Annotated in this window: 12 protein-coding genes; 6 read left to right on the top strand and 6 right to left on the bottom strand. The window is 56.1% G+C overall.

Features of this window, described 5'->3' with window-relative positions; all coding sequences use genetic code 11:
• Nucleotides 1-6 precede the first annotated feature (6 nt).
• The gene (locus ACR0LH_RS15220) at nucleotides 7-990 is read left to right on the top strand and encodes an HlyD family secretion protein (RefSeq protein ID WP_170416043.1); all 984 of its coding nucleotides are present in this window, start codon (nucleotides 7-9) and stop codon (nucleotides 988-990) included.
• Nucleotides 987-2510 carry a DHA2 family efflux MFS transporter permease subunit gene (locus tag ACR0LH_RS15215; protein ID WP_480721587.1) on the top strand — a complete coding sequence of 508 codons (1524 nt, stop codon included), beginning with the start codon at nucleotides 987-989 and terminating at the stop codon, nucleotides 2508-2510. Before ACR0LH_RS15220 ends, ACR0LH_RS15215 begins: the two co-directional genes overlap by 4 nt.
• On the opposite strand, the gene ACR0LH_RS15210 is transcribed toward ACR0LH_RS15215, so the two are convergent.
• Together ACR0LH_RS15210 and ACR0LH_RS15205 are read right to left on the bottom strand one after the other, a co-directional pair.
• Nucleotides 2507-2869 (bottom strand): FluC/FEX family fluoride channel, encoded by a 363-nt coding sequence (locus ACR0LH_RS15210; RefSeq protein ID WP_170559543.1) that lies wholly within the window; start codon nucleotides 2867-2869, stop codon nucleotides 2507-2509. The two genes, ACR0LH_RS15215 and ACR0LH_RS15210, sit on opposite strands and share 4 nt — an antisense overlap.
• Nucleotides 2866-3273, bottom strand: coding sequence for a fluoride efflux transporter FluC (locus ACR0LH_RS15205; RefSeq protein ID WP_480681497.1), 408 nt, complete (start codon nucleotides 3271-3273; stop codon nucleotides 2866-2868). Before ACR0LH_RS15205 ends, ACR0LH_RS15210 begins: the two co-directional genes overlap by 4 nt.
• A gap of 179 nt (nucleotides 3274-3452) precedes the next feature.
• Between ACR0LH_RS15205 and ACR0LH_RS15200 the strand changes: the two genes are divergently transcribed.
• From ACR0LH_RS15200 to ACR0LH_RS15190, 3 genes are all read left to right on the top strand, one after another.
• Nucleotides 3453-5033: an FMN-binding glutamate synthase family protein gene (locus tag ACR0LH_RS15200; protein ID WP_170559541.1), complete on the top strand. Its 1581-nt coding sequence runs from the start codon at nucleotides 3453-3455 to the stop codon at nucleotides 5031-5033.
• Nucleotides 5034-5094: 61 nt separating this feature from the next.
• A complete protein-coding gene (locus tag ACR0LH_RS15195) occupies nucleotides 5095-5634 on the top strand; it encodes an RNA polymerase sigma factor (protein WP_170416033.1) in 540 nt (179 codons plus the stop codon).
• Entirely contained in the window at nucleotides 5631-7568 is a 1938-nt protein-coding gene (locus ACR0LH_RS15190; RefSeq protein ID WP_480721586.1) for a vWA domain-containing protein, read from the top strand. Before ACR0LH_RS15195 ends, ACR0LH_RS15190 begins: the two co-directional genes overlap by 4 nt.
• A gap of 29 nt (nucleotides 7569-7597) precedes the next feature.
• Here the strand turns inward: ACR0LH_RS15190 and ACR0LH_RS15185 are convergent, their stop codons facing one another.
• Genes ACR0LH_RS15185 through ACR0LH_RS15170 form a run of 4 tightly spaced genes read right to left on the bottom strand, consistent with a single transcriptional unit; the run spans nucleotide 7598 to nucleotide 11508 of the window.
• Nucleotides 7598-8248, bottom strand: a complete 651-nt coding sequence (locus tag ACR0LH_RS15185) for an ABC-type transport auxiliary lipoprotein family protein (RefSeq protein WP_480681494.1) — start codon at nucleotides 8246-8248, stop codon at nucleotides 7598-7600.
• The gene (locus ACR0LH_RS15180; protein ID WP_170416029.1) at nucleotides 8245-9561 is read right to left on the bottom strand and encodes an MlaD family protein; all 1317 of its coding nucleotides are present in this window, start codon (nucleotides 9559-9561) and stop codon (nucleotides 8245-8247) included. The genes ACR0LH_RS15185 and ACR0LH_RS15180 overlap by 4 nt, the downstream gene beginning before the upstream one ends.
• 5 nt (nucleotides 9562-9566) lie before the next feature.
• Nucleotides 9567-10382, bottom strand: a complete 816-nt coding sequence (locus ACR0LH_RS15175; RefSeq protein ID WP_170389034.1) for an ATP-binding cassette domain-containing protein — start codon at nucleotides 10380-10382, stop codon at nucleotides 9567-9569.
• Nucleotide 10383: 1 nt separating this feature from the next.
• Nucleotides 10384-11508 (bottom strand): ABC transporter permease, encoded by a 1125-nt coding sequence (locus tag ACR0LH_RS15170; protein ID WP_170416025.1) that lies wholly within the window; start codon nucleotides 11506-11508, stop codon nucleotides 10384-10386.
• A 237-nt stretch (nucleotides 11509-11745) separates the two neighbouring features.
• On the opposite strand from ACR0LH_RS15170, the gene ACR0LH_RS15165 reads away from it, so the two are divergent.
• Nucleotides 11746-13278: a sulfatase-like hydrolase/transferase gene (locus ACR0LH_RS15165; RefSeq protein ID WP_170416023.1), complete on the top strand. Its 1533-nt coding sequence runs from the start codon at nucleotides 11746-11748 to the stop codon at nucleotides 13276-13278.
• The last annotated feature ends 25 nt before the right edge of the window (nucleotides 13279-13303 follow it).

Here is a 13303-nt window from a genome sequence, read left to right as displayed (position 1 = left end):
CGACCCATGAAGTCCCTCAAAACTGTCGCTGCCGTGACAATGTTGATCGCTATCGCTGTTGGCCTGCTTCTGTTTTGGCGGCATGAAGAAAGGTATCCGTCAACCAAGGACGCCTATGTGGGGGCAAATATCATCAATGTGGCCGCGCAGGTGACTGGCCAGGTGGATGATGTCTCGGTGTTAGAAAACCAGGCAGTCAAAGCCGGCGATCTGCTGTTTACGATTGATGAGACTCAGTTCCGGGCGGCCGTGGACCAGTCCAGGGCAAACCTGGACAGTGCCGTACAGCAGGCTGAATCCTACGCCACTCAGATCGCTGCGGCCGAAGCGTCGGTTGCATCCGCGCAATCCGTTTTCGATACATCCCAAAAAAGCCTCGAACGAGCCAAGGCGCTTTTCTCGACCGGTGATCTGGCCCAGGCGTCGTTGGATCAGGCGACCTCGGATTTTGCGCAGGCTTCGGCTGGGCTTACCACCAGTCAATCCAGCCTTTTGGCTTTGCAAAGCGGATTGCAGGCCAAGCAGGATGATGTTCTGTCGGCGCGCGCGCAGTTGGAAATCGATCAGGCCAATCTTGCTTGGACCAAAGTGTTTGCAACTGCTGACGGATGGATTGCGAACCTGACATTGCGCCCCGGTTCCGCCGTATCAGCGAACGCGCCCCAGTTTTCGATTGTCGAGTCTTCCGATTGGTGGGTGGACGCGAATTTCAAGGAAACATCGCTGCCCCGTATTCGACCCGGTCAGCCGGTGAAAGTGCAGATCGACATGTTGCCTGGGGTGACGCTGAGCGGGAAAGTGCAATCCATTGGCCGCGGATCGGGGGATACGTTTTCCTTGCTGCCGTCCGAGAATGCCAGCGGTAATTGGGTCAAGGTCACCCGCCGGTTTCCCGTGCGGGTGTCTCTTGACCCGACGGATGCTCCGCTGCGGGCAGGCGGCAGCAGCAAAGTCACGGTGGATACGACTTCGGAACGGGCAGGAGAATGAGCCTTTCGGCTACAGGCCATGTCAATCCGGTGATTGTCATTGCCGTGGTGCTGAGTGCCATTCTCGAAGTTTTGGATAGCACGATCGTCAATGTCGCGCTGCCTCATATTCAAGCGGCCTTCGGAGCTACAACCGATCAGGCGACGTGGATATTAACAAGCTACATCGTCTCGGCCGTCGTAGTTATGCCCCTGACCGGATTTGTCGCCCGCAGGGTAGGGCGACGCCGGTTGATCCTGACGGCCGTGACTGGTTTTGCGACAATGTCGGTCATGTGCGGATTGTCCTGGAGCCTTGAGACGATCGTGGCCTTTCGACTTGCACAGGGCATGTTCGGAGCCTTTCTTATTCCATTATCACAATCCATTCTTTTTGATGCTTTCCCGCGCGAGAAACGAGGTCAGGCGATGGCAGTTTTCGGCCTCGGGGTGGTTGTTGCACCGGTTCTGGGTCCGACAATTGGCGCGATATTGACCGAGTATTTCTCGTGGCGGATGGTGTTTTTCGTGAACCTTCCGGTGGCGGCGATGGCGCTGCTGTTGCTGGCCGGAGAGTTGCCTGACGACAAAACCGAAGATGTTAGCATCGACTGGAAGGGCTTGGCATTGCTGGCAGTGGGAATCGGGTGCCTGCAATTCATTCTGGATCAGGGCGAAACCAAGGACTGGTTGTCATCGCGCGTCATTCAGGTTGCCCTAATCGCTTCGGTGCTTGGCGCTGTTGGTTTCGTCGTTCACGCCCTGTCCTCAAAGACACCGGTCGTTGATCTTCGCCTTTTTGCCGACCGGAATTTTGCCCTGTGCAATCTGGTCATTGCTGGGTTTGCCATTTCGCTGTTCGGTGGAATTGCCATACTGCCGACCTTTGTTCAAAGTCTGTTGGACTATCCGGTCATCGAATCTGGCCATCTGTTCATTCCCCGAGGGATTGCGGCCGGCGCATCAATGGTTCTTACAGGCGCAGTTTTGTCTACACGGTTTGATCCTCGTGTTCTGGCCGGGCTGGGGATGCTTTTGACGGCTGTCGGTAATTTCATGCTTGGTGCACTCAATCTGGATGCCGGGTTCTGGCAGTTGGCCTGGCCTGGTGCCGTAAGCGGCTTGGGCATGGGTCTTGTCTTCGTTCCCATGTCCATCCTTGCGTTTGAAAGCATTTCTCAAGCGCGTCAGGACGAAGCCTCTGGTCTGTTCAATGTTACGCGGCAGCTTGGATCATCCATCGGAATTTCTCTGGTCGGGACGTGGGTTGTTCGTGGGTTACAGACCAATACAGCGGTGTTGAGCCAGAATGTGACGCCATACAACACCGCCGCTCAAAATTATCTGCAACCGCTGGGCCTGACACCGGACAGCGCCGAAGGTGCGGCAATTCTGGGTCAGGAGATCAACCGTCAGGCCGAGCTGATTTCTTACCTGACCGTATTTAATAATCTGGGCTTGCTGGCTTTGGCCTCAATACCGCTTCTGCTGTTCTGTAAGGCGCCTAAGCCGGGAACTCAGGCTACGGTTCACGCTCATTAGCGGGTGAGGAAAAGCCCTAGCCAAAGTGCGGACCAACACAAAAATATGCTTATAAGAATGTTGCCGGCGGCCAACGCGATCGTGCGCTCTCGTCTTAGTTCCAGCGATTGATAGGCGAAACTGGAAAACGTTGTGAAGCCACCGCAGAAACCGAAAACCAAGCGCCGTTCCTGCTCGCCCATATCCGCTGGTCCACCCAGATAGCCAACCCACAAGCCCAACAGCAGGCTGCCCAGCACGTTCACGATTAGCGTCGACAAGGGAAGGTCGTGCCTGATTGTCAACGCGATCGCATGACGTAGAACCGCGCCCAATCCGCCGCCCAAACCAAACATCGCGTGAAGGTAGAGATCATTCAACCGCCCGCCCTCCGACCAAGGCCGCGTCTTCCGATCGCTTCGCCGAGGATGGCCGCCGCGAGACCGATTGCGATCTCGAGACCGGCCGCTGTTGCGGCGGTCAGAAAGTTCGCCTCGGCGAGGCGTTCAAGTTCGGCGACAAATGACGAAAAAGTGGACAATCCCCCGCAGAACCCAACAGCACCCAGGTGCAGGACATGGGCGTGCACGCAGTGGCGGATGGAGAACAGCCAACCCAGAACAAAGCACGCCACAATGTTGATCCCGAACGTTGCAGTCAAAACCGGAATTCCAGGGATCGTGACGGATAGACTTTCGCGCAGAAGCGAACCCGCGGCCCCACCTACAAAAACGGCCAAGAACATAAGGGCCGTGGATCGAACCGCCGGTCGCGTTATTTTCAAAGCCAATGATCCTGCCCAAGTTCACCTGTCTTTCCAGATACAGGCGGCAACCATTCGGATCAACAGAAGACCCAGCTTCGCGATTAAGCCCTTTTTGGTGTAGAACGGCGTAAACTCTTGCAACTAAACGTCGTTTTGCCCAACGATTGGTTAAGCCTATCTCGGTATCGGAGATCACGATGATTGTACGCAGACTCTATTACTTCCTCAGCTATGTGTGCCTGCCGTTAACTCTGCTTTGGGGTTATTTCTGGCCGCCGGCCTATTGGCTGCTTGTGATACTCGTGCCCTACGCCGTGGTTGGCCTCTACGATATTCTGACGACCAAGCATAACGTGCTGAACAATTACCCTGTTCTAGGCCATTTCCGCTATATGCTGGAATTTGTGAGCCCCGAAATCCGCCAGTACTTTGTTGAAACAAACGAAAGCGGGCGCCCCTTCAACCGAATTATCCGGGGTCTGGTGTATGCGCGCGCCAAGGGACAAGTCGATACTCAGGCATTTGGCACCCAATACGACATTTTGTCCGTAGGCTATCACCGGGCAAACCATTCTCTTGCACCCAAGGACGTGCCGGAAAGCGAAGGGCGGATTGTGTTGGGCGGCCCGCAATGCAAGCAACCTTACAGCGCGTCCCGCCTGAACGTTTCGGCGATGAGTTTCGGGGCGCTTAGCGCCAATGCAATCCGGGCTTTGAATGGCGGCGCAAAGGACGGAGGCTTTGCGCACAACACCGGTGAAGGTGGCCTGTCGCCGCATCACTTGGCCGAAGGTGGCGACATCATCTGGCAGATCGGGACAGGTTATTTTGGGTGTCGCACCGACGATGGTGGATTCGACAGGGTTCAATTCGCTGAAAAGGCAGGAAATCCAGTTGTAAAAGCGATTGAGATAAAACTGTCTCAAGGGGCAAAGCCCTCGCATGGCGGCGTTTTGCCAGCGGCCAAGGTTGATCAGGAGATCGCTGATATTCGCGGTGTTCCGTTGCATCAGGACGTTATTTCCCCGCCCGTCCATTCCGCGTTTGACGGACCGAAAGGTCTGCTGGAGTTTGTACAGCATTTGCGCGAACTGTCGGACGGCAAGCCTATCGGGTTCAAGCTGTGTATTGGTCGCCCCTCGGAATTCATGGCGATCTGCAAGGCGATGCTGGAAACAGGTATCTTGCCCGATTTTATCACCGTTGATGGCTCGGAAGGGGGAACCGGCGCAGCCCCGGTCGAGTTTACGAACCGTCTGGGCATGCCACTGAACGAAGCGCTGATCTTTGTGAACAACTGTCTGCGCGGCGCCGGTTTGCGTGACGAGATACGTATCATTTGCTCGGGCAAGGTGGCGACTGGTTATGACATGGTCGAGAAATGCGCGCTTGGGGCCGATATGTGCAACGCAGCGCGTGCAATGATGTTCGCTGTCGGGTGCATCCAGGCGTTGCACTGCAATACCAACCGCTGTCCATCAGGTGTCGCAACGCAAGACCCGGTGCGGGGGCGCGCCGTGAACGTTCAGCAAAAGCGCCAAAGGGTGCATCGCTATCACGACTCTACGCTTGAAAGTTTCCGTGAACTGCTTGGGGCTATGGGAAAAAGCCGCGTGTCCCAGTTGCAACCGTCAGATATTCACCGCCGGACCGCTGATGAACGTGAACGGTCCTACGGAGAACTGTATACGTTTCTGGATCAAGGCGTGCTGCTGACCGATGCTATCCCGGATGAATACAAGCTGGACTGGAATATGGCTTCGGCTGATCGGTTCTAATTTTTTTTCTGTTTTGGCCAAGGATTGACCTTCCTGATCCGTCTTACCAATCGTGATGCGTATGAAAACATCGGATGAGGACTTGGCAATGGCTGCTGCCAATGGCGACGCTGAGGCGTTTGCCACCCTTTTGGCGCGGCACTACGACAGGATATTCCGATTGGCGTTTCGGCTGTCCGGGCGTGCGGATCTCGCTGAAGATTTGACGCAGGATATCTGCTTGGCGTTGCCTGGGAAAATAACCGGATTCCGTGCACAGGCGCAGTTCACAACATGGTTATACCGTGTCGTTGTAAACGCAGCGGAGGACACGCGCCGCCGCCGTGCCAGTCACACCCGTGCGGCCGCCAGTTGGGGCGATGTCGAGAAAATGCGCCGCGCCGAGGCTGCAGAGACGGCCGAGGCAGTGGACTGGTTGGTGCGGGCGATGCGCTCTTTGCCCTGCGAGTTGCAGGACACGTTGGCGCTGACGTTGGAAGACGAAATGACACATGCCCAAGCTGCTGAGGTGCTGGGTGTTTCAGAAGGCACCGTGTCCTGGCGAATGTCGGAAATCCGAAAGCGCCTGCGCGTCATGCGGCAGGAGGAGCTGGCCCAATGACAGATGAACTTGAAAAGCTGAAGGCCACAATAAGTTCGGCCACCCCGGCACCGGATGCGGGACGGCGCGCTGCAAACCTGGCTCATGCGCAAAAAAGTTTCCTTGATGCCCAAGGAAATGCGACCGAGGCACGTCCCACTGTCGAGCGAGGCCATTTGGCCCGTCTGATAGAAGGAGCGAAGCCCATGTTAAATGCCCTGACCCATCGCGGCGTACTGACCGCAACTACGGCCGTTGCAGCCGTTGCCCTGATCGTGATCCTCCCGCAAACGCGGGACTACGTTATCCAACCGACAAGCTGGGTTGAAAGCCGTTTTTCCTCGCCAAGCACAGGGTTGGATCAGGAAGAAGCCGCCACGCTCCTTTCGCAAGAGCAGTTTGCCGATGAGGGGGCGACCTCGGCCGTTCAGAGAAAGCGGCAGGAAAGAGCGTTGGTTCCGGCGGATCAGCCGTCTGCCATCGTTACTGGCGGCGCGTTGATGGAGGCACCGGTGATCGCCGCTACGCCGTCAGAACGATCGCTGGTCGTGCAGCCGGATCAGGACACAGAAGCATTTTCAAACGCAGATACCAATCCGCTAAAGGTCACTTCGGAAGACCCTGTTTCGACGTTTTCGATCGACGTGGATACAGCCTCTTATTCGATCGCGCGTTCATCGCTTTTAAGTGGACATTTGCCGCCGCGGGACGCCATTCGGGTCGAGGAGATGGTGAATTATTTCCCCTATGCGTACCCTGCCCCGGAAGGAGCCGCACCGTTTCGACCTACCATTGCTGTAAGCCCGACACCTTGGAACAATGACACGCAGCTTGTTCATATCGGTATTCAAGGTGCCATGCCCGAAATTGCCGATCGGCCGCCGCTGAATCTGGTCTTTCTGATTGATACGTCTGGGTCGATGCAGGATGCGAACAAGTTGCCCTTGCTCAAACAGTCGTTCCGCCTGCTGCTGTCCGAGTTGCGACCCGAAGATCAGGTTTCGATCGTCACCTATGCCGGTAGTGCGGGGCAGGTACTTGAGCCAACGACAGTTGCGGAAAAGTCCAAGATCATGTCCGCGCTGGACAGGCTTGAGGCCGGAGGGTCAACTGCGGGACAGGCAGGATTGCAGCAAGCGTATCAAGTTGCTGAAGCTATGGCCGCGGAAGGAGAAGTAACGCGGGTTGTTCTCGCCACGGACGGCGACTTTAACGTCGGCCTATCCGACCCCGAGGCTTTGACGGATTTCATCGCAGACAAGCGAGATAGCGGCACTTTCCTGAGTGTTTTGGGTTTTGGTCGTGGCAACCTGGACGACGCAACGATGCAGGCGCTGGCGCAGAACGGCAACGGTCAGGCGGCCTATATCGACACGCTGAGCGAGGCGCGCAAAGTTCTGGTCGATCAACTGACGGGTGTTTTGTTTCCGATTGCCAACGACGTCAAAATCCAGGTCGAGTTCAATCCGGCGCAAATCGCCGAGTACCGGTTGATTGGTTACGAGACACGGGCGTTGCGTCGCGAAGACTTCTCGAATGACAGGGTGGACGCTGGCGATATTGGCGCTGGCCACAACGTAACAGCCATATACGAAGTGACTCCGGTCGAATCGGATGCCGTCAGGAATGGTCCGCTGCGCTATGCCGAACAGGTTGAGACCGCAGGGTCAGATGAAATCGGGTATTTTAAATTGCGTTACAAATCACCAGGGACCGCCCAAAGTGAGTTGATCGAGCAACCCATCGTTTTCCGGCAAGGCGAAGTCACGGATGACGTACGCTTTTCATACGCAATAGCCGGTTTCGGGCAGTTGATGCGAGACGACACGTTTTTGGGAGATTGGACCTATGAGGATGCTATAAACTTGGCCAGTTCCGCGCGGGGTAAAGACCCGTTTGGCTATAGGGCCGAGGCGATTACCCTGATGCGCCTTGCGCAAACACTGGCTCAATAAGCTGGACGGTGCTGATCCGGGTTATAGGGTCAAAACGAACTTGGATTGTTAGCGGCGTGGGTGTGGATTTTGCGAATGCTCCATTCAACCGCGTCGCGCATCGTTCTCCCAAGCGCGGTGTCGAACGCAGTGACCAGATCCGCAGTCTGGTCACTTGCTGAGACTACGTTTTCCTGAAAGGAACTCGACGCAATAATCTTATCCTCAAACTCGTCGATAATCTTGATGTTCATGCGAACTTCAACTCGAATGTTTGACGAATTGTCCGCTTCGCTAACGACGATTCCCTGAAATTCGCGCAGATCGGGAACGATCACATAGTCTGCCCTCAAGCCGACAGTCGATCTGCCGACAGCAGCAACTTTCCCGCTATTCTCGAAACTTTCAACCAACAGAGTTTGAACGATCAGCGGCGCGCGATCCACCCACCGCGCGCGGGCCAGATATTGCACTTGCAAGGGGGTGGGCTGCACTGCGATCTGATCCGTGTTGACCGCAGCCGTTGCCGTCGGTTCTTCCACGACGATCTGTCGTTGAACGCGCGGCAGAGAGGGCGAAAAGGTACTTTTGGGTGACAAAAGGTAAAGGTCGTTTGGCTTGGACGCCTGCTGAAGCGTTCCCAGCCCGGTGCAGCCAGCCATCGAAACGATCGCCAGCATGGCAATAAATGACCTGATCATTGGCGAAACTCCGATGCTTGGGTACCCAGTAAGAAGCGCGCGGGGTCTCGTTCAACCCTATCCACCAATCGGTCCAGACTGACGACCAGCCGTTGAGATTCTTCGATGAAGCGTGTGAATTGAGGCAGCCCCACACGCAGGAAATCAGACAACTGACGCCGGTTGTCCTGCACAATTCCGTCGATCGTCCCCAAAAGTTCAGAAGCGGATTGAGACGCGCTGAGGATGTCGGCCGAAATCTCGTCTAGCCTGTCTGTCACTTTGGTGACGGTCGTGGCAACTTGATTTGCCGCATTGCGAATGTCTTCGACCACCTTGCCGACGTCCTCATCGATCACGCGATTGGCCGAGTCGAACGCGCGCTCTGCCGAGGTCAATGTGCTGTGGGCTGTGTCCATTGCTCTGTCAATGTAGTCCAGCGTCTCGTTTGCGTTCAGAAAGGTTTCGGTGACCATCGTCAATGCTACAGACCCTTCACCGGTAAGTTCGGTCAAGTCTTCTGCCAATGCTGAGGCTCGGTCCAGAAAGGGTTTCAGGTCCTGCTTGATCACGGTGTCAGCCGCCTCGATTGTGACTTTCGCACTATCCAGCGCGGCCGTGGCGGACTCGGACGCTGTTTTCACACTGTTCAGTGTATCGGTTCCGGTGGTCAAAGTTGTTTCCGCGGTGTCGGCCAGTTGGCCCAGACGCGATGAAAAAGCGGAAATGTCTTTGGCGGCCCCGCCCAGATCGGATGACAAAGACTCAAAGTCCGACAACGTCTTGTCCAGCCGCCCCGTCGCCGAGGCGACATTTTCGAGAATATCCGCAACGGCTTTGCGGTTCTTTTCGTCGACGATTTCGTTGACGTCCTCCAGTAGCGTTATTGCTTTTTCCATCAACTGCGGCGCGCCTTCAAAAAGGGACTGGATTGCGCTGCGTTTGCTTTTGATCAAGCTGTCTTGGGGAAGTCTCTCGGCTTCTGGTGAGCCTCCTGTCAGTTCAACATAGCTGACACCAGTGACGCCAAGCGACTGAAGCTGCGCAATCGTTTCTGTTGTCACCGGAATGTCTGCATCAATTTCAATGCGGACCCTGACTTTGGACGGGTCGTCGTCATCCAAATCCAGCGATATGACCTGCCCGACCGGCAAGCCGTTATAGCTGACGCCCCCAGCCGCCGACAGGCCAGATACGTTTTCAAACAGGACCTCGTAGTAAGCGTATTGTCGCGTCACCTCGAATTTTGCCAGCCATAGAAAAAATCCGAACGCGCCCAGAATACCCGCAAGGGTAAACGCGCCGATCAGGATATAGTTCGCTCGGGTTTCCATGGCTTCTACCTGTCCTGCCCCTTCTCTTGCGCAGCGCGCGCGCGGGGGCCCGTGAAATATTCCTGCACCCAAGGATGATCGACTTTGGTCATTTCTTCAATCGGACCTTCAACAAGCACGCGTTTTTCCGCAAGAACTGCGATGCGATCGCAAATGGCGTACAGGCTGTCCAGATCATGTGTGACCATAAAGACGGTTAAGCCAAGTGCGTGCTGCAACTCGCCGATCAACTCGTCATAGGCTGCAGCTCCGATCGGGTCCAAACCAGCAGTAGGTTCGTCAAGAAAAACGATTTCCGGGTCCAGAGCGAGCGCCCGCGCAAGTGCCGCGCGCTTGCGCATCCCGCCGGACAATTCGGACGGGAACTTGCCGCAACTCAACTGAGGCAGGCCAACCAAGCTGATCTTGAGGCCCCCAAGCGCACGCATCAGGCTTTCGCTCAGCCGTGTGTGTTCACGCAGCGGTGCCATCACGTTCTGCAAAACGGTCAGTGACGAAAACAGAGCGCCGTCCTGAAACGCAACGCCCCAGCGCTGTTCGATCCGGCGTCTTTCCTGTTCGGGGCCGTTCAGAACGTCAACGCCCAGCACGTCGATGCTGCCGGCCGCAGGTTTGTTCAGCCCAACGATTGTACGCAATAGAACTGACTTGCCCGTGCCGGAGCCGCCGACAATGCCCAGCACTTCGCCACGCCAGACATCGAGGTTCAGGTTCTGGTGGACAACTTGCGGGCCGAACTGATTGGTCAGATTGCGAACGCGGATGACTGCCTCGCGTTTTGCGTCGGATTTTGTTGCCTGTTCAAGGGGTGTTCCGTCCATATCAGACCCCCATGACCGAGAAGAAGATCGAGAACAGGGCATCAAGTGCGATAACCATGAAAATGGATTGCACCACCGAGGCGGTCGTGCGTTGCCCGACACTCTGGGCCGAGCCTTTGACCTGCAGCGCCTGCCAACAGGCGACGACGCCAATGACCAGCGCAAAGAAAGGCGCTTTGATCATGCCGATTGCAAAATGCCAGATGCCAGTGTTCTCTTTCAGCCGGGTCGCAAACATGCCAGGGCTGACGTCAAGATCAATCCAACTCATCAATCCCCCGCCCACCAGAGCGGCCATATCTGCAACAAAGCCGAGGATCGGCAGCATAATCAACAGGGCAACGACACGCGGGATCACCAGAACCTCGATAGGGTCTAGTCCGAGTGTCCGCATGGCGTCGATTTCTTCCTGAACCTTCATCGAGCCGATGGAGGCCGTGAATGCTGATCCTGACCGGCCAGCAACAATGATCGCAGTCAGCAGAATGCCAAGCTCTCTCAGCACTGAGATCGAGATCAGTTCGACCACGAAAATCTCGGCTCCGAATTGCTTTAGCTGTGTCGCGCCCTGAAATGCCAGAACGACGCCGATCAGGAACCCCATCAGGGCAACAATGGGGATTGCCTTGAACCCGGTTTCTTCCATCTGCGAAACCAAGGCGGCCCGGCGCAGACGATGTGGCATCAGAATGGTTCGGACAAGCCGGTGTAGGGTGAGGCCAAGAAACTCAAGCATCGAAAGGGTGTCATTCCAACCTCCGACGGTTCGTTTGCCGATGCTTTCAACCCAGTCGGTAAAGCTGCGGCGATCTGCTTCGGTGCCCGGTTCTTGTGGGATGTTTTGCGAAACCGTTTCAATCAGGTCGGAATAGGCAGGTAAAACGCCTTGAATGTGGACCTGGGCCCCAGACGTCTGGACGCGCCGGGCCAAGTCTGCGACCAGCCACGCGCCTCCGGTATCCAATGCGTGAACGTCGGTAAGGTCCACGACGACGTCGCTGCCGTCCGGCTGGAAAGCCGAGAAGGTTTTTTCGACGCTGCTCAGCGATTGTGTCAGCAGGTCGCCAGACACTTTGAAGTAAACGCCGTTGGCATCCCTGTCAGATTGTATCGTTGGCTGCGTCATGGCCGTATGTGATGTGAAACGGCGGTGTGCTGCAACGCATTTTTTGAAGGCGAACTCATTTCTGTGGCTTGGGAATGACGTTTGCAAGAAGGGCCAAGTGCCCGGCACAAGCGGCATATCAGATCCTTGTGCCTTTCATAGGTAATCGGATTGAGGCGATGACAATCCTGTTGCCCGAAATACGGAACCGCGACAGAGTTCGCCCAAGACCACGTCTACGGAATCATGGAGAGTGGAATGAGGCGCGCGGGGAATGTCCTGTTCATCATCATCGATCAATTGCGGGCGGATTGCCTGAACGGAGCATTGGCAGCGCATGTTGAACTGCCGAATTTGCGCGAGTTCATGGCGGACTCGGTTTCCTTTGACCGACATTTCTCGGTGACGAACCCATGTGGGCCGTCCCGGGCGTCAATTTTGACCGGGCAATATGCGATGAACCATCGATCCGTGCGAAACGGGACACCGCTGCGTCACGACACCCCAAACATCGCGACAGAGATGCGAAAGGCAGGGTATCTTCCGCTGCTGTTTGGGTACACTGACACGTCGGCTGACCCACGGGTTCACGATCCATCCGACCCTATCCTGAGGTCATACGAAAACGCCATGTCCGGGTTTGAAGAAGTGGTCGAGATGAGGCTGGAGGAATCCTATCCTTGGCGGTCTCATTTGATGCAGAAAGGGTATGAATTCGACGACTACTGGGATGTGCATAAACCGGCTGCCCCGGACGGAAGCCCGGCCCGTCTCAACGACCCCGCGATTTACGCGGCTGAGGACAGCGACACCGCTTTTCTGACGAACGCCTTTTTGGACAATATGGCACCTCGTGCGGGGCAGGGCTGGTTCGCGCATCTGACCTATATCAGACCCCATCCGCCACTTGTGGCTCCGGCGCCGTATAACGACATGTATGACCCGTCCACGTTGCCCTTGCCAGCCGGTTATCCCGATGCAGCCAGCGAGCTGGCGCTTCACCCCTTTTTTGGGCCGACAATGGCCAAGCAGTCGGTTTCGGATTTCGTTCTGGGCTTTGACCAAGTCGAACCGACGCCCGAGAACGTGCGCATCTTGCGTTCGGTCTATCTGGGGCTGGCGAGCGAGGTGGACCATCACATTGGTCGAGTCGTCCGGTTCCTAAAGGAAAGCGGTCAGTATGATGACACATTGATCGTCATCACTGCCGATCACGGAGAGATGTTGGGTGATCGGCACAGCTGGGGCAAGATGACGGTCTATGATGCGGCATTTCACACCCCCTTGATGATCCGAGTGCCGGGCAATCAGTCCCAGGCCGGCAAACTTGTTTCTGCGCCCACTGAGTCAATCGACATCACCCCCACCATTTTGGACTGGGTTGGGCAATCGGTGCCCAACGCGATGGACGGCAGATCCCTGATGCCTTTGCTGCAAGGGGCGGTTCCAGACGACTGGCGCGACTATTCCTTTAGCGAGCTTGACTTCTCTGAGCCGGAAAAGGCGACGATCTGGCAAAAGACCTTGGGCACTGGAAACAGCGAGTCGTGCCTGGGAATTTTGCGGGACGAAAAGTTCACGCTGGTTGAGTTCGCCGCCGATCTTCCGCCGATCTTGTTTGATCACAGCAAAAATGGAGAAATGGAAAACGTCGCCACAAAACCGGAATACGCGCCAGAGCTGGCTCGACTAGGGCGTTTGATGCTGCGACACCGGATGCGGAATATGGACCACACGTTGTCGCTCCATTCGATTACGGCGAATGGGCCAATGTCAAAATCCCGGTATTGAACAATTGCGCGGCTGTTAGCCCTAT

The organism is Ruegeria sp. CL6 (genome assembly GCF_056536465.1).
This window is presented reverse-complemented; position numbering and strand designations above follow the sequence as displayed.